Origin of the sequence: Pontibacter sp. 13R65, assembly GCF_047525655.1 — a bacterium.
Classification (GTDB): domain Bacteria; phylum Bacteroidota; class Bacteroidia; order Cytophagales; family Hymenobacteraceae; genus Pontibacter.
Map to the genome: position 1 here is coordinate 248,497 of NZ_JBLIQL010000004.1, position 22,109 is coordinate 270,605.

A 22,109-nucleotide genomic window follows, 5' to 3' on the forward strand; every position below is an offset into this window, starting at 1 on the left:
GCAGGAAAGATCTCGCAACGTGTGCAGTTCCTGCAGTGTCTGAGCAAAGCCGACGAAAAATCGAAAACCAGGTTCAGAAAATAAAGCTAGTATCTAGCATCTAAAATCTATCAGAAGGCCATTTTCATTAGAATAATTTATGAAACTCGGGGCAATCCGCGATATTTGCAGCTAAACCCAAACGCCATGATCGACGAAACTCATAACCCCTGGACCACGCTGGAAAGCAAACAGATTTACGAGAACCCTTGGATAAAACTGCGCGAAGACCAGGTGCTGAACCCCAAAGGAGGCAAAGGCATCTATGGGGTGGTCAGCATGAAAAACAAAGCCATAGGCATTATTCCCATAGATGATGAGGGCTACACTTACTTGATCGGTCAATACCGGTATGCGCTAAACGAGTACTCCTGGGAAATACCCATGGGCGGCGGCCCCAACGAGCACGACATACTGGACTCGGCCAAGCGCGAGCTGCAGGAGGAAACAGGCTTCACTGCGGCCAAATGGACTAACATAGCCCGTTTGCACACTTCCAACTCCGTAACCGACGAAGAAGGATTTGTTTTTCTGGCGCAGGAACTAACTGCAGGCGAAACTGCATTTGAAGAAACAGAGGAGCTCCAGATTAAGCGTGTACCTTTGGCAGAGGCCGTAAGAATGGCCATGAACAACGAGATAACTGATGCCATCAGTGTGGCCGGTATTCTGAAAGCGGCGTTGCTGCTGCGTAACGAGTTTTAAGTTTTTAAATAAATGAGAGAGTGAGTAAGTATGGCTGCCATGAAAGCGGGAGCATTAAGGTGTGAAAGCCAGGCCTTAGCAATTTAAAATTTTTTTGCTTTACTTTAAAGATGGCATATGCAGGATTATGCAAATGCATCTACTCAAAGCTCAGGAATAAAAACATTTTCTCATTCACACAATCGCTCCATCAATATCGTTAAATTTGAACCTATGAAAGCCATAAAGTACTTATCGCATCGCCTATACACAACCTGGTGTGTTACCTGGTTTGTTATGCCGTTTGTGGTAACGTACCCACTGCAGGTGTTCCTCATCCGGAAGAAGAAGTGGTACAGGCATGTGCACAGCATCAACAGGTTTTGGTCGTCTTCGGCCCTGCGCATGTTCTTGGCTCCGGTTAAAGTAGAGTGGCATAGGCCTTTTGACCCTAAACGGCAATATATTTTTACCCCTAACCATAGCTCCTTCCTCGACATTCCGCTGTTGCTGCATACCATTCCAGGTTTTCTTAACTTTGTAGGAAAGAGCGCACTTTGCAAGGTGCCTCTCTGGGGACCCATTTACCAGAAGCTTTACATATCGGTAGATCGTAGAAGTGCGATTAGCAGTGCCAAAAGTTATATACAATCGCAGCGGTCGCTGGCGGAGGGGCGCAACCTGGTTATTTTTCCGGAAGGCACCATTCCTGAAACCGCTGGCGAGCAGCTGCTAAGGTTTAAAGACGGTCCGTTTAAGCTGGCCATTGAGAACCAGTTGCCGGTAGTGCCGGTTACCATGCCCTACAACCACAAGTTTCTGCCCGATGTGGGGGGGCTGAAGGTGCGGTGGCATCCGCTAAAAATTGTAATTCACGAGCCAATAGAAACCAGTGGCATGACCCTGCAAGACCTGCCGCTGCTAAAAGAAAAAGTATTCCAAATTATTCAATCAGAAATAACGAAACACAACAAGACGTATGTCAACGGATATTCAGACTATAAAGAAAATAGCGCACTTAGCAAGATTAGAGTTTAACGAAGAGAAAGAAGCAGAAATGCTGAAAGACATGAACCAGATATTAGACTGGATGGATAAGCTGCGTGAGTTGGATACAACCAGTGTGGAGCCGCTTATTCATATGTCGGAAGAAGTGAATGTGATGCGCGAAGACGTGGTGCACCACGAAATTACCCATGAACAAGCCCTGGCCAACGCACCTAAAAAAGACTCCGACTATTTTAGGGTGCCGAAGGTGCTGGAGTAAGCAACTGGCCATTTATGAAGAACTTTAGATTTTGGGAAAGCTGGGATACTGATATTCGGTATCCCTATCTTTTTTTGTTGGGTCTGGCTGCGGTTGCCCTTCTGTTAGGTGGCTACCACTACTTTACCGGCGACAGCTATGCTTACGCCTGGGATAAGCTGCCGAAGCTGGATGTGGTGCAGGTGCCCGTGCAGGAAGTTACCCGCCTGCTGGAGCCACTCACCCTTTATGCCGATGGTTATTTGCTGTCGGAGCAGTACGATGTGGCACCAGCAAGCATTAACTTGGTGGCCGCCTTTCTGTTTATGGTGGTGCTGACACTCTGCCTTGTCTTTTATACGGCCGCCATCAGCACCATGAAACAGTTGCCTTATTTTGCCGGTATCCTGTTGCTTATGCTGCTGCTCGCTTCCTTTAACCTCGAAGATCTGGAGATATTCGGGTATGGGTTTGGGCAGACAACACTTATGGTTTGTATAGGTGTGCTGGCCATAACAAGTTATGTTTTTCAGGCCTTTTACCCGGATACTCGTTTTTCGGTGCGTATCCTCACGTTGCTATTGGTGGTGAGCTTTATTGGTGCCCTTCTTTTTTCGGAAGCCAATGCGTCTGCTTCACTTATAGCGCTGCACCTGGTCAATTACAGTTCGCTGGGTACCTTACTGGCTACGCTGTTATTTATGATATGGGTATCGTACGAAAACGTGAATGCCTTACTATGGATAAACACGCAGGCCGCTAAACCTGAAAGAAGGTTTAGTATTTGGCAGTTTGTGCTGGTAAGTTTACTTTACCTATCAAACCTGTTGCTGCTCTACCTGCGCCATGTAGGGTACATAAAAGCAGACCTTTTTTACGTAAATGCTTATTTTCTGTTCCTGCTTTCTACGGTCGCAGGTTTCTGGGGTATGCAGCAGCGGGAGGCTTTTTATGGAAAGATTTTCCCGTTTAGGCCAACAGGCGCTATTTTGTACCTGGTGTTTGCCACCATCTCCTTCATGAGCATTGGCTATGCCTTTGCCACTGCCAACGATTCGCTCACGGTGCTCTACCACGACCTGATTGTGTACACGCACCTGGCTTTTGGCGTGATGTTCTTCGTGTACGTGATGATGAACTTTGGAAAACTGCTGGAGAACAGGCTGCAGGTGTACAAGGTAGTGTATGAACCTAAACGGTTGCCGCTGTACACGCTCTATACCATGGGGGGCATTATTCTGGCTATTCTGGTAATGCGCACGCAGTACAGAACGTACTTTTATGCCTATGCCGGCTACTACAACTATATTGGCGACCTGTATCGGGCCTCTGAAAATCCAGTGCTGGCCGAGAGCTTTTACAAGGAAAGCGACCTGTACGATCTCAATAACGTGAAGGCCAATTACAGCCTGGCAGGTATCTACCGCGAAACGCAACAGCGCAACAAAGAAGTTATCCGGATGAAGGATGCAATCTCGAAGCGCCCGAACCCACGGATGTTTGTACGATTGGCCAACCTTTACGAGGGCAAGAAATACTTTTTCGAAAAACAGTACGTGCTGCTGCAGGGGGTAGATGCCTTTCCGGAAAGCGGGGAGCTCTATAACAACCTGGCCATGCTGTACGCAAACACCAGCGTTACCGACAGTGTAGAGTACTACTTCAAACTGGCGCAGGAACACAGCTACGACAACGACTTTATCAGGAGCAACAGGCTAGCGTTTTATACACAGCAGGCCATGCCCGATAAGGTGAAGCAGGTAGTGGAGGAAAGCAGAGGAGGCAAATACAAGCCACTTCAGAGTAACCTGGCTGCTATCAGGTTGCTCCTGGGGCTCTCGCAGGATGGCAAAATCGCTGCTGCCCCCGACTCGCTGGGGCAGGTAGAGGATTTTACTTTGTTTTATAATAATGCCATCAGCAGCCTTGCCTCTGCCGATACCTCAGCCATCAGGCACATAAACAGATACCTGGAGAACCCGGCAAACCAACTGTTTCATGAAGACTTGCTGTTTCTGAAGGCTATGGTGCACCACTCCGGCGGACGCCCAGTGGAGGCCAGAAGCCTGATGCAGTACCTGGCCGGGACCTCCGAGACCCGCAGTGGCTACTACTACCAAGTGCTGGGCATTTGGCTGATGGAGGAGGGGAACTTCCGAACGGCCGCTACTTTTTTTAAACAGGCCAAAGATCATGGGGCTTCTGCCCAGGCTTTTCTGGCGCATGGTTATGCCCTGGCCCTGGCACACCAGCCAACCGAGGCACTTACGGCCCTGGAAGAGGTCGCCTTTACAGAGCAGGAGAATGCCGTAGCCGTAGCGCGTGCACTACATGCCCTGCTGGAGCAGCCTTTGGACTCTGTTATAGCAAATGCCCCGGATGCCGACAAGGTGCAGTACCTGCAGGCATACCTGCCATCTCTGGTGCTGGAGGAAGTAGATGCTCTTGTAAAGGCTATAGAGGAGAAAGAACTGCGCCGGGTGGCCCTGGTAACCCGGATAGACTTTTTGCTGCAGAACCGGCGCTGGCGATTAGCGCACGATGCCATAAAAGAGGCGGCCACCGTGCTGCGCCCCGAAGACGATCTTCGCTCCAAGCTGAACTTGCAGCAGATGAAGCTCTGGCTCTACACGAAAAACCACGATGTTTTGCTGAACCGGATGAACAACCTGTACCTGAATGAGCGCGACAAGCGGCACAAGATTTACTTCAGTGCCAAAATTGCAGAGACAAAAGGGCGGCAGCGCGAAGCTGAGGAAAAGTACAGACAGGCAGTGGCCATGTTGCTATACGATGAGGAAGTGGTAGAGGCCGCGGCCGATTTTTTTGCCAGAACACAGCCGGGCGAGTTAGAGGCATATAATCTGTTACTGAGCGGAATTACCTATAATCCGAATTCGGTTAGGCTCTACAAAGCCTATGCTTTTGAGAGTTTAAGGCAGGGCCTGAGCAGTTATGCCGACCAGGCTTTACGCGCGTTGCAGGGTTTGCTTCCTGCAGCAGAATACAGTACATTTAGAGAGGAATTTGTAAAGCAGCGCGAGGCAAAAGATGCTGAGGCTTGGCCTACTTAATAGAACCTGTATGAGCACCATCATCCAAACCCATAATATTTCCAGAATGTATCGTATGGGCAGCGAAACGATACATGCCTTAAAATCCGTATCCATTACGATTCAAAAAGGCGAGTATGTGGCTTTTATGGGCCCCTCCGGCTCGGGTAAGTCTACACTCATGAATATTATCGGCTGTTTGGATACGCCTTCGGGCGGGCAGTACATTTTAAATGGCAAGGATGTAAGCAACATGACCGATAACGAACTGGCGGAAGTGCGGAACAAGGAGATCGGATTTGTTTTTCAGACCTTCAACCTGCTGCCCCGGCAATCGTCGCTTGAGAATGTGGCGCTGCCACTCATTTATGCAGGCTACGGCAAATCGGCACGCGAAGAAAGGGCGCAAAGGGTACTGGAAAGTGTAGGGCTGGGCAACCGGGGCAAGCATAAACCAAACGAACTCTCGGGCGGGCAGCGGCAGCGGGTAGCTATTGCACGGGCGCTAATAAACGACCCCAGCATTATTCTGGCTGATGAACCAACCGGTAACCTCGATACCAAAACCTCTTACGAGATTATGGAGCTGTTCGAGAACCTGCACGCCAAGGGCAACACCATTATTATGGTAACCCACGAAGAAGACATAGCCAAATACGCGCACCGCATCGTGCGCCTGCGCGATGGATTAGTGGAATCGGATATGCTGAACGAGAACATTACATCTTTTGCCAAGGCACAAGTTAACTAATGAAAATTTACACGAAAACAGGCGATAAAGGTACTACCTCGCTTATTGGAGGAACGCGTGTAGCCAAATCGCATTTGCGCATAGAGTGCTACGGCACCGTAGATGAACTTAATTCTTATATAGGGCTGGTACGCGACCAGGCTGTAAATGCAGGCCGGGCCGATGTGCTGAAAGAGATCCAGGACCGCCTGTTTACGATGGGGGCCTCACTTGCTTCTGACCCTGAAAAATCTAAAAAGAAAATACCGGATTTGCTGGAGGAGGATGTGCAACTGCTGGAACGCGAAATAGACGCTATGATGGCAGAGGTGCCGCCACTCAGAGCCTTTGTGCTGCCGGGCGGCCACCAGTCGGTGTCGTTTTGCCATGTGGCCCGATGTGTGTGCCGCCGCGCTGAGCGCCTGGCCATACGACTGCAGGAAGAATCGTATGTAGAGGAGCTGGTAATTGTGTATTTGAACCGCTTATCAGACTACCTCTTCGCCCTCTGCCGCAAAATGACGTATGAGCTGCCGGCGGAGGAAGTAGAGTGGAAACCACGGGTTTGAATTTTGAATGAGTGATGGAGTGAATGATTGAATGTTAAGAATTGGTTATTGCATAAAATGAACTAGCAATAATCACTCCTTCACTTCCAGATCAACAATCAGCAATTATTCTAATCAAAAAGCCCTTCCGGAGCGTAATTAACCTATTGAGGCTTCTGATGCGTGAGGGATGGAGCAGTTGTTTGAGCTCCTTTTGTAAGGCACGAACAAAAGAGCGAGCCGCGAGAATCCTACTGGCTTGCGCAGTTGCCGGCCGGCCCTGTTTGTGATTACCAGAAACGCTGACTTCTTCTAGCAGCATATTATGTAGCATACCAGGCTTAAGATTGTGCTTACGGAAAATACAACGGGTGCAGTATTTAAATTTATAGCTTGTGCATTGTTAATTGCTAAAAAATAGTTTTTTTGCTGTTCTTTCTGTTAAAGGTGGTTTGGGACTATAAATAATTATGCCTCAGAAAGAATTAGTTTTTCTTTAATTTTGAGTAATTACTTAAAAGCGTTGTTATGTCAGTTGATTCATTAACTATACCAGTACAGAGAGCGGAAAAGTCGCGTGTGGCTGAACTGGACTACGATAACCTGGTGTTTGGGAAAAATTTCTCAGACCATATGTTTGTGGTAGATTTTAAAGATGGGGAGTGGCAAAACCCTCAGATTGTGCCATATGGCAACTTGTCGGTAAGTCCGGCTATGTCTGCGCTCCATTATGGTCAGGCCATTTTTGAAGGCATGAAAGCTTACCGCGACGAGAACGGCGATATTCTGCTGTTCAGACCGTTGGACAACTTTAAGCGCCTGAATGCCTCAGCTGAGCGACTGTGCATGGCAGAACTTCCTGAAGAACTTTTTATGCAGGGGTTGGAGCAGTTGCTGCGCCTGGATGCAGAATGGATTCCGGCAAAAGCTGGCAGCTCGCTTTACATTCGTCCGTTTATGTTTGCCACCGATGAGTTTATCGGTGTAAGACCATCACTTACCTACAAATTCGTAATTATTACAGGCCCAGTAGGTGCTTACTACGATATGCCGGTAAAAGTGGCGGTGGAGCCAACCTATGTACGTTCTGCCGAAGGTGGCGCAGGCTATGCCAAAGCCGCCGGTAACTATGCCGCTGCCTTACTTCCGACTAAAAAAATGCAGGAGAAAGGTTATCATCAGCTGATCTGGACAGATGCCAAAGAACATAAGTACATAGAGGAATCTGGTACCATGAATGTGATGTTTGTGGTGGATGATGTACTGATTACGCCAAGCCTGAGCACTAGCATTTTGCATGGGGTAACCCGCAGCAGTGTGCTGCAGGTGGCACGCGACCTGGGCTATAAGGTGGAAGAACGCAAAGTGTCGGTGGCCGAAATTGTGGAAGCCCACAAAGCCGGTAAACTGCAGGAAGCTTTTGGTACAGGAACGGCAGCTATAATCTCACAAATAGCCCTGATTGCGCACGAGGGGCAGGAGTACGAACTGCCGCCAGTAGAAAGCCGCAAGATATCGCTTAGCATTGGCGCTGCCTTAGATAAAATAAGAACAGGTAAGGCTACAGATACGCATAACTGGGTGCATAGAATCAGCATCTGAAAATAAAATTAACTTACGAAGTGCTGAAGCGCAAACCCTGTGGTTTGTGCTTCAGCACTTTGCTTTTAAATAGATCATTTTACTTTAAACCTACACCATGACTACAGAGCAGGTAAAAGAGTTGAAGGGCCGTGTAGAGGCCTTGAGGAGGTATCTTTGACTACGATAACAAGATACAACAAGTAGAAGAAACAGAACACCAGACAACGGCCCCCGATTTCTGGGACGATCCTAAAGCCGCCGAAAAAGTGCTGAAGGAAATCAAAAGCATTAAAATGTGGACCGACCACTACGCTGAAGTAGAAAAGGCCGTTTCTGATTTTGAGGTGCTGTTCGATTTCTATAAAGAAGGCGACGTTTCAGAAGAAGACATAAAGACAGAGTTTAAGAAAACAGTAGAGGCGGTGGAGGGGCTGGAGTTTAAGCGTATGCTGAGTGGTGAGGAAGACCAGCTGAGTGCCGTGCTGGAAATAAATCCGGGAGCTGGTGGCACCGAAAGTCAGGATTGGGCCGAGATGCTCATGCGCATGTACATTATGTGGGCCGAGTCGCACAATTTTAGCGTAAAGCAACTAAACTATAATCCTGGCGATGGTGCTGGTATAAAGTCGGCCACACTAGAGATTACCGGCGATTTTGCCTACGGTTATTTAAAGTCAGAAATTGGTGTGCACAGGCTGGTTCGCATTTCTCCATTCGACTCCGGTGGCAGGCGCCATACCTCTTTTGCCTCTATTTTCGCTTATCCGGTAGTAGACGACACCATCAATATCGAAATCAACATGAGCGATATTGACTGGGATACCTTTCGGTCGGGTGGTGCCGGTGGCCAGAACGTAAACAAAGTGGAGACAGCGGTGCGCCTGAAGCACAAACCTACTGGCATCGTGATTGAATGCCAGATAGAACGCTCGCAGCTCATGAACAAGGAGCACGCCATACGCATGCTCCGCTCGCGACTCTACCAGATCGAAATAGAGAAGCGCAACGAGGAGCGCGACAGGGTGGAAAGCACCAAAAAGCGTATCGACTTTGGTTCTCAGATCCGGAACTACGTGCTGCACCCCTACAAACTAATTAAAGATGTTCGAACAGGCGTAGAGCGCACCGATGTGCAAAACGTGCTCGACGGGGACCTGGACGATTATATTAAAGCTTACCTGATGGAGGCGTAGTCGTTAATGAAGAGTATATAGTATAAAGCTCGCAGTGTCTTTACGGCCTGCGAGCTTTTTTCACTCATGGCGTGAAGTTGTCGCGCCTTAGGCCTAAGCCATAAAGTATAAATTTTACCTCTGGAAGGTTATTTTCATTAGAAGAATCCTTTGGCTGCGCCTAATTCAAAGTTAGAAGTTAAGGAAAGGTTGCCATAGGAGCCTGAGTACCAGTTAAAACTCCTGTGCCTTTAGATACTGAAAAGCCTCTGAAAGGCTATTTTCATTAGAATAATTTGAGCCGGATTAATTTTCAAAGTAGGTACTTATGTGCTTCTAGACTGCAGCTACTTCCATAACAACAAAACACATTTACCTGATGCTATTTTCTAACTACAGCAATTTTATTCTAGAAGCCGGCATAGACGAAGCGGGCCGGGGTTGCCTGGCTGGGCCGGTAGTGGCTGCTGCCGTTATTTTGCCTCCGGATTACAAACACAACCTGCTCACTGACTCTAAAATGCTTAAACGACACCAACGTGACCAGCTGCGCCCACAAATTATGCAGGATGCCGTGGCCTGGGCAGTAGGAGAGGCTTTGCCAGCAGAGATAGATGCTATTAATATTTTGCAGGCTACCTTCCTGGCTATGCACCGTGCTGTGGAAAAGCTGCAGGTGGAGCCGGAATTCCTGCTGATAGATGGTAATCGCTTTAAGCCTTACAAGGAAGTGCCGCACGCCTGCATTGTAAAAGGCGACAGCAAATACTTGTCTATTGCCGCTGCCTCCGTGCTGGCCAAAACGCACCGCGATGAGGTAATGGAGAAGCTAAGTGAGGAGTTTAACTTATATGGGTGGGAACAAAACGCAGGTTACCCAACTCCAAAGCACCGCAAGGCTATTAAGGAGCATGGCGCCTGTTTACATCACCGGCACTCTTTTACGCTACTGCGGCCAGAACTTTAGACCTCTAGCCGCAGTAGCGTAAATTTAGTTTAATCTAACCAAATCCAGAAACAGGCTGAAGCTGTCGAGGGAGGAGTGGCTTTTGTTAAAGCTATCGAAGGTGAGCGGCTTTACAATGTAGCCCGCCACATTCAGCTTTTGCGCAGCAAACCGGTCTGATTCTTCGTTAGAGGTAGTCATGATAAAAACAGGAATATGACTAAACTCAGGCTCACGGCGCAACTCTGCTAAAAATTCAAGCCCATTCATTTTGGGCATGTTGATATCTAGTAAAATAACACTTGGGGCAGGCGAAATTCTGTCTTCGCCCTCACCACCTCGCAGCATGTTCAATGCATCTTTACCATTTCGGGCAACATGAATCGGGTGGTTTACATTTATCTTTTTTAACTCCCGCTCAACGTTCATAATATCCAGATAGTCATCTTCTACTAAAAGGATATTAACTATTTTATCGCTCATACTTGTGTTGTTCTTGCTACAAAATTAATAATAAAATCAGACACTAGATATTTTTTGGCCAGGTAAAGCTAAATGTAGCTCCATTTCCTGGCTTCGAGTCTACCCAAATAGTGCCTCCCTGCCGTTCAATAATCTTCTTTACAATAGCCAATCCCACGCCGGTGCTCTCAACAGCATCCCGCTCCTGCAGTGTCTGAAATATAACAAATATACGGTCGTGGTACTCCGGGTCTATGCCTGGACCATCGTCCGATACAGAGAAAACGTGAAACAGTGGCTCTTCGTGGTGCGACACCGTCACTTTTCCTGCTTTTTTATGATGGTATTTAATTGCATTGCTGATCAAGTTAGCGAATACCTGCTGGAGCTGCACCCGCACTGTATACACCTCTGGTAAATTATCCTGCACATCTATTTTGAAACTTTCCGGTGGCGAGACCATATCTACCACCTCTACCAGCAGGTGGTTAACATCTACAATCTCCTCTATCTGCGATGTACGGCCAATGCGTGCCAGGGCAAGTATGCCATTAATCAGGTTTTCCATGCGGTGCACGCGCACGCGCATCATCATCAGGTACTCCTGCACATTGGCAGGTACGTCTTTGCCCATATCCTCTTCCACCCACCTGGAAGCAACCTCAATGCCACGGAGTGGCGCCTTCAGGTCATGTGATACTACGTAGGCGAACTGGTCGAGTTCTTTGTTCTTACGGTCAAGCTCGCCAAAGGTCTCGTCTATGGTAGCCGACATGCGGTTAAGGGAGCGCGAAAGCTGACTAAGTTCGTCCTGGGAAGTGTCTACAATTTGCGTTTTAAACTCGCCACGCGAAATTTTATCGGCCAGCGTTACCATTTTTACAATGCGGTTGGTAATAATGCGGGTAATGTAATACGCCCAGCTTAGCCCCAGAATAACAGATACAATGGTCAGGATAATAGACACCTTGCGGGTGTTTTCAATACTTTCGCTCAGCCGGTCAGCCCGCTGCTGGCGAAGCTTATATTCGAAGGAGTTAAAGTCACCAAAAATAGACCTGATGCTGTCCATCAGGATCTTTTCTGATAAAATCAGGCTATCTACGGCAAGGTCATAGCGGCTAATTTCGGTACTTACCGAATCGCCTCGCCTCAGGTCAATAAGCGGCTCGGCATAGTTTGTCTGCCACCGCTGCTGCATGTCTATTATATGAGCTATGCGTTCGCCTTGTTCCGGGGAGTGTACAGAGTAGCTTTTTATTTCTTTAAAGAAGGCCGGAAGCTGTTCCTTGGCCCGTACATATGGCTCCAGAAAGGTTTCGTTGCTATTGAGGAGGTAACCTCTTAAGCCGGCTTCCATGTCGATGATGTTTCGTTGCAGCGAGGCAGAACTTCGTACCGCCACCTGCGACCGCGATACCCAGCCCATGTTCTCCACTACATCTTCTGTAAGCCTGAAGTTAACAAGTGCTACTGCCGTAAAAAGAACCGAGATTAATACAAACCCGGTAAAAAGCTTAACTGATAATTTCATTTAATGATACCTAAAGCATTACAAGCCTGGGAAAAAAAGGAGAACAAATGCTCAGTTTCTTGTAATGCCAGCAGAACTACAACCGATTTCTTTTAAAGGAAAACCTTTAAGAGGTAAGAAGCAAGTAGAAATAGAAAACAAATTAAACTGTGCCGCTTTTGGCACAAGTGTCTTCTTTGTTGTAGGTATCATAGAGCACAATAGGGGCTAAAAGTAATGGTGTTTATACGTAAGTGTGAATATCAAGTTATAATTTTTTTGATGGAGAGTTTTTGTGCAGCATATCCAGAAAATGTACTGCTTGCGCTTCTTTTAGAAACTCTTTCGTGCTCTATCAGAAAGCTCCTATTGAGCCCTAGCAGTTAATTGGCATTTTTGCCTCCGGAAGGCCATTTTCATTAGAATAATTAATTTTTTACGCCAGCAGTAGCAGCCCTGTGCTAACCGCCTGCTACTGGGCTTGTTGACATTGGAGACAGATGCAAGCCAAAGGCAAAGCAAAATTTCGGATACGGTATTATTTACTTATTTTTGTCGGTCAACTAACATACTACATTAACTCATGGAACTTAAGAAAATTGCATTAAACGATGTGCATATAGCCCTGGGTGCCAAAATGGTGCCTTTTGCCGGTTATAATATGCCTGTTCGTTATGCGTCTGATATAGAGGAGCACAACACCGTTAGAAATGCAGTGGGCATTTTTGATGTATCGCATATGGGTGAGTTTATGGTAAGAGGGGCCGGTGCGCTGGAGCTGATCCAAAGAACTACCTCCAACGATGCCTCCAAACTAACAGATGGAAAAGTGCAATATTCCTGCTTTCCGAACAACGAAGGCGGTATTGTAGATGATTTGCTCGTATACCGTTTCAGTGAAAACGAATACATGCTGGTTGTAAACGCCTCCAACATAGAAAAAGACTGGAACTGGCTCAATAGCCACAACACCGGAGGAGCCGAGTTAGAGAACATTTCAGACCAGTTGTCGCTGTTGGCGGTGCAGGGGCCCAAAGCTACAGAGGCACTGCAGTCGCTTACGCCTGTAAACCTGGCAGACTTGGTGTACTACACTTTCGGAAAAGGAAAGTTTGCCGGAGTAGCCGATGTAATTATTTCAGCAACAGGCTATACCGGAGCAGGTGGCTTCGAGATTTATGTAAAGAATGAAGATGCCCGCCAGGTATTCGATGCCATAATGGAAGCCGGTAAGCCTTTTGGCATTAAGCCAATTGGTTTGGGTGCCCGCGACACGCTACGCCTCGAAATGGGTTTCTGCCTCTATGGCAACGACATAAACGATACGACCTCTCCGCTGGAGGCGGGTCTGGGCTGGATCACCAAATTCGACAAAGAATTTATTAACTCCGAAAACCTGAAAGCTCAGAAAGCAGCAGGTGTGAGCCGCAAGCTGGTAGCCTTCGAAATGGTGGACAAAGCCATTCCAAGAGCACATTATGAGCTTGTAGATGCTACCGGGGCAACAGTGGGCGAAGTAACGTCCGGCACCATGTCGCCTACCTTGGGCAAGGGCATTGGCCTGGGTTATGTGCGGCAGGAGCTGAGCAAGCTTGGTTCGGAGCTGTTTGTGCGGGTGCGTAACAAAGACATGAAGGCACAGGTAGTAAAGCTGCCTTTTGTTAAAAAATAAATTTTTGTGTAAAGGTGCAGGTATGGGTTTACTCTTATACGTTTTGCAACACAGGTTCTTGCACCTAGTTTAACTATTCGATTATGCCATCTATAGATGTTTGTGTTAGCCCGGAGCTAATCCATTTGTTTGATCTGAAGGGAAAGGCTGTTGTGGCAGTAGACATACTGCGTGCCTCTTCTACCATGGTTACTGCTTTTGCACATGGGGCAGCCTTTATTATACCGGTTACTCAGTTAGAAGAGTGCCTGGGGTTTGCGCAGAAAGGCTGCCTAACGGCAGCGGAGCGCGACGGCATAAAAGCCGATGGGTTTGATTTTGGGAACTCTCCTTTCAGCTACATGATTCCGGAGGTGAAGGGCAGCACCATTGCCATTACCACCACAAACGGTACCCGTGCCATCCGTTTATCAGAAGCGGCAGAAGAAATTATTATCGGCTCGTTTCTCAACCTCGAAACAGTGGTAAACCACCTGGCTGAGCTGCAACTGGATGTGCTGGTAGTTTGTGCCGGCTGGAAAGGCATGTTTAACCTCGAAGATACGCTCTATGCTGGTGCAGTGGCGGAACAATTGCTGGAACGTGGTTTCAGCTCTGGCAGCGATGCAACACTGGGCGCCCTGCATTTGTACCAGAACGCTAAAGCCGATTTGTTCCAATACCTGCAGGCTTCTTCGCACGTGCAGCGCATGCAGCGCCTCCATATCACCAAAGACATTCACTTCTGTTTGCAGCACAACGTGTACGATGTGTTACCTGTGTGGCAGGAGGATAAGCTGGTAAATATTAAGGCGGAAACCTTGGTGTAAAATATTTTAGAGCGAGTAATAAAGAAGAGGCTGTTCCACAAAAGGCAGCCTCTCCTTTTTGCAAATTCTTCTAATGAGAAAGGCCTTCCGGAGGTGTTTTGCCTTTGGAAAGGAGTAGGGCTTGATTAGCCTTCTCCTTTCAGCTTCTCATTTTGTTTGTGGCGGTTGCTGTCGCGGGAGGTTTTCTTTTCGAGGTTTTTTTGCAGAGCTTCTGTTAAGTCAATACCGGTTTGGTTGGCCAGGCAAATCAGCACGAACAGCACATCGGCTAACTCGTCGGACAGCTGCTTTCCTTTGTCGCTCTCTTTAAACGACTGTTCACCATACTGGCGGCTGATAATACGGGCAACCTCACCTACTTCTTCTGTTAGAATGGCCATGTTGGTAAGCTCATTAAAATACCTGACGCCGTTCTCTTTAATCCAGTTGTCTACCAGTTGTTGCGCTTCGCTGAGTGTCATGAGTGGTTTAGTTATGGGTTTAACTAAAAGCAAAAAAGACAGCAGCTGCACCCTCTGTCTTTCGCTCTGCATGCTATTCTCTGTTTTTAGAATCAATAGTAATGGTAACCGGGCCGTCATTCAGGAGGGCTACTTTCATGTCGGCACCAAACTCGCCTGTTTGTACGGGTTTGCCAAGAGCCTGCTCCAGGAGCTGCACAAACCGATCGTAAAGCGGGATGGCCAGAGCAGGCGGAGCAGCATTGGTATAAGATGGGCGGTTGCCTTTGCGGGTGCTGGCATACAGCGTAAACTGACTAATGGCTAATATATCACCTTGCACATCCTGCACGCTCAGGTTCATTTTACCTTCTGTGTCGTTAAAAATACGCAACTGAGCTACTTTGCCAGCTGTCCATTTCAAGTCTTCTTCGGTGTCGTCGGGCGTGAAGCCTGCCAGCAGCAGTAGCCCGTGTCCGATCTGGCCTTTTATCTTATTTTCAATTTCTACGGAAGCCTGTGTTACCCGCTGAATAACAATGCGCATGGTTTAAAGTTTGAATTTCGATGGAATGAATGAATTTCAATCCAAGTTCTGAAATTTTATGCTGCAGCCCAATTATTCTAATAAAAACAGCCTTCCAAAGGATTGTTAACAATTTAAAGTCAAGGGTATGAATAGCATAATTCCTATTTACCCCATCAGTCATTCAAAATTCAAAAATTAATCTACATAGCCCTCGTACCGGATGCGGCTCACTTTCCCGTTTTTCAGCAGAAAGCGTATGGCAGCAGGAGCACCGTCGGTAGTGGTGGAGGTGGCGACAATTTCGGCATTGGTCTGCAGAATGCGGACATCGAAAGTTTTGAGCTTGTTCATGAGCTCAGGCTGGCTCATACCTACCTTCATATTGTTGCGGAGCGATATGCCATTGCCCTGAATATCGGCTACCTGCAGCAACAGATCACCGGTTTGCGTGGGGGCATAGAGCTCGATCATGGAAGTGCCGAACCTGATAATGTAAATCGTATCGGTAATGTCGGCTTTGTGTATGTTCTGAATTGGCTCAGCGTCTACCGTAAAATCGCTGTTAATTTTGGCAAAGTAAGCATCTAATTTACGGCTCTGGTTATAGTCGGCCATAAAAGGGTTTCCTAAAAAATCGATCTGTACTGGCGACTTGGCAGGAGCACGTTTAGCTTTCAGCGTATCGACTTTTACTTCTACGGCACGTTCCTCCAAGGCCGCTTCCTGATCGGCTGTTTCGGTGCTGCACGCCCCTGAAAACGAACTGAACAGAAACAACAGCAGAAACAGCCGTACAGAAGGTCTGAACGGGCAGCGAAGGCTGTTGTGAAAAAACTGAAACATGTTATAGGCTAGGAAATGGGGCGTGAGACGATACCTTACTTACATACGAGATTAGCACCTCTAAAAGTTCTAGCCTTATATGATTTCGTTCAGAATTTATTACATTTAGTCGATCTGGAGAGGTAAGGAGTTATTTTTTAGCAAATATCAACAATAATGACAACACAACAAATAGCGCTTGTAACTTGTGAGAGCCTTGGCGTTTACACCAATAACGCCGACAGCGAAGATGAACGTTTGATTCAGTTTTTAAAAGACAAAGGCCTTGCGGTTTCTTTCCAGGTTTGGGACGATGAAAACATAGATTGGAGCGTTTTTAGCGCCATTATCATAAAATCTCCCTGGGATTACTTCGATAAAATAGAAGCGTTTTATGCCTGGCTACAGAAGCTGGAAAAGGCAGGGCGACCGGTGCTAAACCCCGTAAAAATTTTACGATGGAATGCCGATAAGATTTATTTTAAAGATCTGGCGCAGCAGGGGGTAAAGGTAGTGCCGTCTTACTGGATCGACAAAGGCCAAAGCTTCGACGCTGACGCTGTTTTTGCACAATTACAAGCCGACAAAATAATTGTAAAGCCGCGCGTAAGCGGAGGCGCAAAAAACACATTTGCCATTTCCAGGAGCCAGGCTGGAGCCCATGCTTCCAGGCTAAATGAGCTGCTCCAGGAAGAAGGCTTTCTGGCGCAGCCTTTCCTTAACGAGATAAATACCGGTGGCGAATGGTCTTTTCTGTTTTTTGGTGGCCAGTATAGCCATGCTGTTTTAAAAACAGCCAAGCCTGGCGATTTCAGGGTGCAACACTACCTGGGAGGGTCGGTGCATACGCCCACACCGCCTGCCGCACTGCTGGCCACTGCACAGGCCATTGCCGACCGGTTTGCCACGGACTGCCTTTATGCCCGCGTAGATGGGGTCGTTCAAGACAACGAACTGGTGCTGATGGAGCTAGAATTGATCGAGCCTTTCCTGTTCCTGTCGATGGAGGTAGGTGCAACAGAACGGTATTATGAGGCGCTACGACAAAAGCTATTGCTGCCTTAGCGCCCCTTATTAATATTTGCTGTTGTTGTGAAACACCAGGAGAGGCACCTCTGCCGTTAGCACCATTTTTTTTGCCAGGCTGGGGTGCAGAATGCTGTCGAGCAGATTTCGTTCGCGGTTGGTAAGGGCGAGTAGGTTTATTTTTTCCTGCCGCACAAAGTCATGCAGGGTTTTGGCAATATCATCGCCTTCGAGCAGCACGAACTGTATATTGCCGGCCGATATGTTTTCGCGAAGTTGCTCCTGGAGCTTCTGTAGTTTCTCCCTGTCATGCTCCTGGTCATCAGACGAAATGTGCACACAATAGGCGCTGGCCTGAAACGGAGCAAGCAGCTCCAATACCGTCTTAATGGCCGTTACGTCTGTGTTGTCGAAATCGGTGGCGTACAGTACTTTTCTGATCGGGCTGCCATTGTACTCCTGCGGCACCGTGAGCAGAGGCACTTTAAGCTCTCCCAGCACTTTGGTGGTAATAGTGCCGAACAGAGATCGCGAAAGGTCTTTATGGCCTTTGGTACCCATTATAACAAGCGAAGGCTTGTAGCGTCCGGCTTGTGCCAGAATCTCATCCTCCGGAAAACCACTGATAAATGTACGCTCTAGCTTAATATGGTTGCCTGCATGCCTCACTTTTGCGGCCAACCGATGATAAAGCTCATCGAGTTGCTGTTGCGCCTCTATTTCGTTACGGTGCAGCACCTGTTCTGTTATGACCTCAGAAGCTGTCAGATCGTCGGCGGTGGGCAATACCGGGTCGGCATCGGCCAGGTAGTCCTGGAAGCAATGTAGCAGCAGCAGTTGGGCCTCAGGCACCCCTTTAGCCAGTTCCAGAGCGTATTGGCAGGCCGCATCGGTACTATCAGAAAAATCTATGGGTAGTAATATCTTAAACATCTGGTGCTGGTTAGTGTTGGGTTCTGTATACGAGGCTGCTGTTGTAAGGTGCTGTTCTGCTACTCCGTTAGTTACAGTTGAGCAACAAAGGCTAGTGCAGGACCAGTTAGCCTGCTGCAATTGTTTTGCTTAGTTACTGCTTTCATAAATGTTTTTAGCTCCTGCAGAATAGGTTATCTGCGACGGCGCCTGCTACTTTTTATATTTTTTCATAATATTGTAGCCTGACACCGCTTCAAAATGGCGAAACGATTTGTATTTTATTTCTTTGGATTTGTGCTGCTGGCATCGTTGGCCTATTATGGTTTTCACCGTTGGAAAGATTCGCAGTCGAAAGTAGACCTGTGGACGCTAGTGCCTGAAAATGCCGCTTTTGTTCTGGAAACCAATAACCATACGGCTTTGGTAGAACACCTGCAGGCAACGGAACTGTGGGAAAGTTATACCATGCTACCTGCTGCTAATCGGCTGGAGGAGAGTATTGCCTGGCTCGATAGCATTTCTCCCGGAATAGAACGCCTTACCCGGTTCCTCGATAAAAAAGAGATTCTAACCTCGGTGCATGTGGTGGGTAGGTCGGAGCTGCAGTATGTTTTTTATGTACCGGTAAATACCGTGGGGGAGCACCGGTTTCTGCGCACGCTCACCGAAAATATAAACAGAACCAACGTATTTAAAGATGAGTCGCGCGAGTACCAGGGGTTTTTGCTAACCGACATACAGAATACGGCCACAGGAAACAGCTTTACCTACTTTTCATATCATAACAACATCATTCTGAGTCCTTCGCCTGTGCTGATAGAGGAAATTGTGCGCAGGATAAACCGGGGAAAACCCACCTCCATTGCCGCTGATTTTAAAAGCATTAATTACCTTTCGCAGCCCGATGTATATGCCAACGTGCTGGTAAACTACCGAAGCCTGCCAGAACTGCTGGGGCTCTTTGTAAGCAACGACCTTATGCCCCAGGTCCGTTACCTCACGAGCCTTTGCCGAAATGGCATGCTGGAGCTGAAGCTGGAACAGAACAAGATATTTCTGAACGGTTTTTCCAATCCCGAAGACCTGAAGGACTCTTTCCAAAACCGATTGAAGCCGGATGTACCCAAGCCGCTGCAGGTTAAAAAGTTTCTGCCAAACCGCACGGCGGTGATGTTTCATTTCGGGGCGGCGCAGGTATCGCGGTTAAGGGAATTACCCCGGGCCAAGGGCACCATTTACGCGACCACCCTCGATAGCCTTGCCCTTACCTTCAGGCAGGAGGTGGCACTCACTTACCTGGAAGCCTACAACATCAACTCCAAGCCCGAAAAAGTAGTGTTTGCCCAGTCAGCCAATACGGAGCTTACCATGAGGCTGCTCCGTAAATTGAGCAACCAAGTAAATACTGCCCGTAAACTTAGCTCCCACACCGAAAAACACGGCAACTACACCATAGAGCAACTAAACATACCTGAACTGCCGGAGCAGCTTTTCGGAAAACTATTTGGTGGTTTTGAGCAGAGCTATGTCGTGCAGCTAGATAACTATTTGCTGTTTACAGATGAAATAAGCACCATGCGAGGTGTGTTGGATGATATAAGCTCCGACAATGTCTGGGGAAAATCCGTGAACCAGAAAATGTTCTTGGAGGAGACGCTGCAAGAAGCCAATTTCAGCTTGTTTCTGAATACGGTAAATGCCTGGTATGTTATGAGCAAGTATGTATCTGAAGATGCCCGTGACGCCTTGCTGCAACAGGCCTCCCTGATCCGGCGCTTTAACCAGGTAAGCCTACAGTTTGCCAAGGTAGAGAAGCAGTATTATACTAGTTTGCTCTTCAGGAGGTTAGATAGCAACGAGCAGGGCAATTCAGGATTTGAGGAGCTGGCCGTTGTGCCCTTCGATACGCGTTTGGTTTCTATGCCGTACCCCATCCAGAACGCGACCGACAGAAGCCGCGAGGTGGTTGTGCTCGATTCGCTGAACAAACTGCACCTGGTAACAGCCAGTGGCAGCAAAGGCTGGAGCGATTCGCTTGGCAGCGATATCAGGGGGCAGGTGCGACAGATAGAATATGGGCCAGATAAAAAGGTGCATTATGTGTTTGCCACAGCACGTCGTATTCATGCCATAAATGGGCAGGGGAACCAGCTGGAGCATTTTCCTTTTAATGTAGGCGACTCGCTGCGGATACAGCACCTGGCCGTTTTCGATTACGAAAACAATGGCAATTACCGCCTGCTCGCCGACGATAACATGGGCAACCTGTATATGTATGATATGCGAGGCAATGCCATAGAAGGCTGGCAGCCACGCCGCCTCGACTACAGGCTGGCAGCTACGCCACAGCACCTGAGCATTGGCAACCGCGATGTTATTCTTATTCTGCTGGAAAATGGCTACATCTATGCCCTAAATCGAAATGGCGATCCATTCCCAGGGTTTCCGTTTAGTTTGCGGGCACCTATTACTTCTGCAGGCTTTGCCAGACTGGCAGGTGACCTGCGCAAATCAGAGGTAACGGTGGTAACCCGCTATGGCGAAGTGGTGGTGTTTAATCTGCAAGGACAGGTGCGGAGCCGGGAGCAACTACTGAGGCCAACCAAAAGCGCTATGTTTGAACTGGTACCCGATAACCGCGAAAAATCGTTTGTAATTGTGCGGCAGGACCAGGGGCGGGTCGCTTTTTTTGACCAGGACCTGAAACAGCTCTTCGAGAAGCAATACGTTACGTCGGCACCTAAACTTACACAATACTTTCATTTTGGAGGAGATCGTAAAATCTATGCTGTAACCGAAACTGGCCCTCAGAAAACCTACCTCTACGACTTCAGAGCTGAGCTTATCGGTAACAGGGCCTTGTCGAGCCAGCAACCTGTTACTATTTCCTACAACGAATCTACGGAGCGCTATACTCTGTTTAAAGTTTTCAGAAGGGAGCTGAAAAAAATGAGCTTTAGGTTGTAGCGTTTTATTATCTTGAGCCGGAAGCGCGCGTAAGCTGATGGATACAGCTTAGGAAATCCATTGTCTGGTACATGCAGGACTACAGCTCCAGTCTTGGAAATGGGTATGGCAAGTGCCGCAGCAAGCTAAAAAATGAGAAAACAGATTTATTATTTACTAAGTGTTGCTAAAAAGAAAGGAGACGCAAGCTGGTGGGTAGATCTTTTTCTGATAGCACTTATTTCTTTAAACGTTGTGGCTATTGTGCTGGAGTCAGTAGAACCTATCAGGCGGCAATACCAAACGCTCTTCGAGAGGTTTGAGCTTTTCTCTATTGTTATCTTCACCTTAGAATACGTGCTCCGGCTCTGGACCGCAAACGAGAACGATAAATTCAGACAGCCGGTTATTGGGAACATTCGCTACGCCTTTACACCCTTTGCTGTTATTGATCTGCTGGCTATTCTGCCTTTCTTTCTGCCTTTTTTAGGAGTAGATTTAAGAATTATCCGGATGATGCGCCTGTTTCGTTTGTTCCGGTTATTTAAAATAGCGCGCTACGTAAATGCTTTGCGTGTGATCCAGAAGGTGCTGGACGACAAACGGGAAGAGCTGCTCCTCTCTATTGTCTTTACCTTTTTTCTGCTGCTATTCACCTCCACCATCATGTACTATGTAGAAAACGAAGCGCAGCCAGATGCTTTTGCAAGTATACCCGAAACCATGTGGTGGAGCATTGCCACACTTACCACAGTAGGTTACGGCGATATATACCCGCTAACACCACTCGGAAAATTACTGGGAGGTATAATAGCAGTGTTGGGAATAGGATTGTTTGCGCTACCTGCAGGTATTCTGGCATCAGGCTTCTCAGAAAATCTGGGCAAAGAAATTTACCAGGAAGGTGCCTGCCCGCACTGTGGAAAATAAAGACTATTTGTAAAGCATATTCTGTTCAAAACAAATTTGCTGA

The 22,109-nt window shown here is 47.7% G+C and carries 20 protein-coding genes; 14 read left to right on the plus strand and 6 right to left on the minus strand.

Annotated features, from left to right (window positions below; all coding sequences use genetic code 11):
• Positions 1-186: 186 nt before the first annotated feature.
• The 9 genes from ACMA1I_RS07100 (at position 187) to ACMA1I_RS07140 (ending at position 10,023) form a co-directional block, all read left to right on the plus strand.
• On the plus strand, positions 187-744 hold the full coding sequence (locus ACMA1I_RS07100) for an NUDIX hydrolase (protein ID WP_337067601.1): 558 nt from the start codon (positions 187-189) through the stop codon (positions 742-744).
• A gap of 213 nt (positions 745-957) precedes the next feature.
• The gene (locus ACMA1I_RS07105) at positions 958-1,761 is read left to right on the plus strand and encodes a lysophospholipid acyltransferase family protein (RefSeq protein WP_337067602.1); all 804 of its coding nucleotides are present in this window, start codon (positions 958-960) and stop codon (positions 1,759-1,761) included.
• Entirely contained in the window at positions 1,703-1,990 is a 288-nt protein-coding gene (gene gatC, locus ACMA1I_RS07110; protein WP_337067603.1) for an Asp-tRNA(Asn)/Glu-tRNA(Gln) amidotransferase subunit GatC, read from the plus strand. The genes ACMA1I_RS07105 and gatC overlap by 59 nt, the downstream gene beginning before the upstream one ends.
• A 14-nt stretch (positions 1,991-2,004) precedes the next feature.
• Entirely contained in the window at positions 2,005-5,043 is a 3,039-nt protein-coding gene (locus tag ACMA1I_RS07115) for a hypothetical protein (protein WP_337067604.1), read from the plus strand.
• A 10-nt stretch (positions 5,044-5,053) separates the two neighbouring features.
• Positions 5,054-5,773, plus strand: a complete 720-nt coding sequence (locus ACMA1I_RS07120) for an ABC transporter ATP-binding protein (protein ID WP_337067605.1) — start codon at positions 5,054-5,056, stop codon at positions 5,771-5,773.
• The gene (locus ACMA1I_RS07125; RefSeq protein ID WP_337067606.1) at positions 5,773-6,321 is read left to right on the plus strand and encodes a cob(I)yrinic acid a,c-diamide adenosyltransferase; all 549 of its coding nucleotides are present in this window, start codon (positions 5,773-5,775) and stop codon (positions 6,319-6,321) included. The genes ACMA1I_RS07120 and ACMA1I_RS07125 overlap by 1 nt, the downstream gene beginning before the upstream one ends.
• Positions 6,322-6,828: 507 nt before the next feature.
• Positions 6,829-7,902, plus strand: a complete 1,074-nt coding sequence (locus ACMA1I_RS07130) for a branched-chain amino acid aminotransferase (protein WP_337067607.1) — start codon at positions 6,829-6,831, stop codon at positions 7,900-7,902.
• A 97-nt stretch (positions 7,903-7,999) separates the two neighbouring features.
• Positions 8,000-9,077 (plus strand): peptide chain release factor 2 gene (prfB, locus tag ACMA1I_RS07135; RefSeq protein WP_337067608.1). Its coding sequence is split into 2 segments (ribosomal slippage): positions 8,000-8,059 and positions 8,061-9,077, totalling 1,077 coding nucleotides; the frame shifts between segments, so codons are not numbered across the junction.
• A gap of 358 nt (positions 9,078-9,435) precedes the next feature.
• Positions 9,436-10,023, plus strand: coding sequence for a ribonuclease HII (locus ACMA1I_RS07140; protein WP_337067609.1), 588 nt, complete (start codon positions 9,436-9,438; stop codon positions 10,021-10,023).
• Between the two features lie 24 nt (positions 10,024-10,047).
• Here the strand turns inward: ACMA1I_RS07140 and ACMA1I_RS07145 are convergent, their stop codons facing one another.
• Positions 10,048-10,485 (minus strand): response regulator, encoded by a 438-nt coding sequence (locus tag ACMA1I_RS07145; protein WP_337067610.1) that lies wholly within the window; start codon positions 10,483-10,485, stop codon positions 10,048-10,050.
• A gap of 43 nt (positions 10,486-10,528) precedes the next feature.
• A complete protein-coding gene (locus ACMA1I_RS07150; RefSeq protein ID WP_337067611.1) occupies positions 10,529-11,998 on the minus strand; it encodes a sensor histidine kinase in 1,470 nt (489 codons plus the stop codon).
• A 562-nt stretch (positions 11,999-12,560) separates the two neighbouring features.
• On the opposite strand from ACMA1I_RS07150, the gene gcvT reads away from it, so the two are divergent.
• Together gcvT and ACMA1I_RS07160 are read left to right on the plus strand one after the other, a co-directional pair.
• Positions 12,561-13,649, plus strand: coding sequence for a glycine cleavage system aminomethyltransferase GcvT (gene gcvT / locus ACMA1I_RS07155; protein ID WP_337067612.1), 1,089 nt, complete (start codon positions 12,561-12,563; stop codon positions 13,647-13,649).
• An 83-nt stretch (positions 13,650-13,732) separates the two neighbouring features.
• Positions 13,733-14,458: a 2-phosphosulfolactate phosphatase gene (locus ACMA1I_RS07160; protein WP_337067613.1), complete on the plus strand. Its 726-nt coding sequence runs from the start codon at positions 13,733-13,735 to the stop codon at positions 14,456-14,458.
• Positions 14,459-14,583: 125 nt separating this feature from the next.
• Here the strand turns inward: ACMA1I_RS07160 and ACMA1I_RS07165 are convergent, their stop codons facing one another.
• The 3 genes from ACMA1I_RS07165 to ACMA1I_RS07175 all read right to left on the minus strand — a co-directional run bounded on the left by ACMA1I_RS07165 (position 14,584) and on the right by ACMA1I_RS07175 (position 16,270).
• Positions 14,584-14,919, minus strand: coding sequence for a nucleotide pyrophosphohydrolase (locus ACMA1I_RS07165; RefSeq protein ID WP_337067614.1), 336 nt, complete (start codon positions 14,917-14,919; stop codon positions 14,584-14,586).
• Between the two features lie 73 nt (positions 14,920-14,992).
• On the minus strand, positions 14,993-15,445 hold the full coding sequence (gene dtd, locus ACMA1I_RS07170) for a D-aminoacyl-tRNA deacylase (protein WP_337067615.1): 453 nt from the start codon (positions 15,443-15,445) through the stop codon (positions 14,993-14,995).
• A 177-nt stretch (positions 15,446-15,622) separates the two neighbouring features.
• Positions 15,623-16,270, minus strand: coding sequence for a hypothetical protein (locus tag ACMA1I_RS07175; RefSeq protein ID WP_337067616.1), 648 nt, complete (start codon positions 16,268-16,270; stop codon positions 15,623-15,625).
• 156 nt (positions 16,271-16,426) lie between these two features.
• On the opposite strand from ACMA1I_RS07175, the gene ACMA1I_RS07180 reads away from it, so the two are divergent.
• Complete coding sequence (locus tag ACMA1I_RS07180; protein ID WP_337067617.1) at positions 16,427-17,314, plus strand: hypothetical protein; 888 nt, start codon at positions 16,427-16,429, stop codon at positions 17,312-17,314.
• Positions 17,315-17,323: 9 nt separating this feature from the next.
• Here the strand turns inward: ACMA1I_RS07180 and ACMA1I_RS07185 are convergent, their stop codons facing one another.
• A complete protein-coding gene (locus tag ACMA1I_RS07185; RefSeq protein ID WP_337067618.1) occupies positions 17,324-18,208 on the minus strand; it encodes a universal stress protein in 885 nt (294 codons plus the stop codon).
• A 240-nt stretch (positions 18,209-18,448) separates the two neighbouring features.
• On the opposite strand from ACMA1I_RS07185, the gene ACMA1I_RS07190 reads away from it, so the two are divergent.
• On the plus strand, positions 18,449-21,157 hold the full coding sequence (locus tag ACMA1I_RS07190; protein WP_337067619.1) for a hypothetical protein: 2,709 nt from the start codon (positions 18,449-18,451) through the stop codon (positions 21,155-21,157).
• 132 nt (positions 21,158-21,289) lie between these two features.
• Complete coding sequence (locus ACMA1I_RS07195; protein ID WP_337067620.1) at positions 21,290-22,066, plus strand: ion transporter; 777 nt, start codon at positions 21,290-21,292, stop codon at positions 22,064-22,066.
• The last annotated feature ends 43 nt before the right edge of the window (positions 22,067-22,109 follow it).

Coding starts and splice junctions, on each gene's coding strand:
- gcvT (WP_337067612.1), top strand. CDS start 12,561: ATGGAACTTAAGAAAATTGCATTAAACGATGTGCATATAGCCCTGGGT.
- ACMA1I_RS07120 (WP_337067605.1), top strand. CDS start 5,054: ATGAGCACCATCATCCAAACCCATAATATTTCCAGAATGTATCGTATG.
- ACMA1I_RS07105 (WP_337067602.1), top strand. CDS start 958: ATGAAAGCCATAAAGTACTTATCGCATCGCCTATACACAACCTGGTGT.
- ACMA1I_RS07140 (WP_337067609.1), top strand. CDS start 9,436: ATGCTATTTTCTAACTACAGCAATTTTATTCTAGAAGCCGGCATAGAC.
- ACMA1I_RS07195 (WP_337067620.1), top strand. CDS start 21,290: ATGAGAAAACAGATTTATTATTTACTAAGTGTTGCTAAAAAGAAAGGA.
- ACMA1I_RS07115 (WP_337067604.1), top strand. CDS start 2,005: ATGAAGAACTTTAGATTTTGGGAAAGCTGGGATACTGATATTCGGTAT.
- ACMA1I_RS07160 (WP_337067613.1), top strand. CDS start 13,733: ATGCCATCTATAGATGTTTGTGTTAGCCCGGAGCTAATCCATTTGTTT.
- ACMA1I_RS07190 (WP_337067619.1), top strand. CDS start 18,449: ATGGCGAAACGATTTGTATTTTATTTCTTTGGATTTGTGCTGCTGGCA.
- ACMA1I_RS07125 (WP_337067606.1), top strand. CDS start 5,773: ATGAAAATTTACACGAAAACAGGCGATAAAGGTACTACCTCGCTTATT.
- ACMA1I_RS07150 (WP_337067611.1), bottom strand. CDS start 11,998: ATGAAATTATCAGTTAAGCTTTTTACCGGGTTTGTATTAATCTCGGTT.
- ACMA1I_RS07130 (WP_337067607.1), top strand. CDS start 6,829: ATGTCAGTTGATTCATTAACTATACCAGTACAGAGAGCGGAAAAGTCG.
- gatC (WP_337067603.1), top strand. CDS start 1,703: ATGTCAACGGATATTCAGACTATAAAGAAAATAGCGCACTTAGCAAGA.
- ACMA1I_RS07165 (WP_337067614.1), bottom strand. CDS start 14,919: ATGACACTCAGCGAAGCGCAACAACTGGTAGACAACTGGATTAAAGAG.
- ACMA1I_RS07145 (WP_337067610.1), bottom strand. CDS start 10,485: ATGAGCGATAAAATAGTTAATATCCTTTTAGTAGAAGATGACTATCTG.
- dtd (WP_337067615.1), bottom strand. CDS start 15,445: ATGCGCATTGTTATTCAGCGGGTAACACAGGCTTCCGTAGAAATTGAA.
- ACMA1I_RS07175 (WP_337067616.1), bottom strand. CDS start 16,270: ATGTTTCAGTTTTTTCACAACAGCCTTCGCTGCCCGTTCAGACCTTCT.
- ACMA1I_RS07180 (WP_337067617.1), top strand. CDS start 16,427: ATGACAACACAACAAATAGCGCTTGTAACTTGTGAGAGCCTTGGCGTT.
- ACMA1I_RS07185 (WP_337067618.1), bottom strand. CDS start 18,208: ATGTTTAAGATATTACTACCCATAGATTTTTCTGATAGTACCGATGCG.
- ACMA1I_RS07100 (WP_337067601.1), top strand. CDS start 187: ATGATCGACGAAACTCATAACCCCTGGACCACGCTGGAAAGCAAACAG.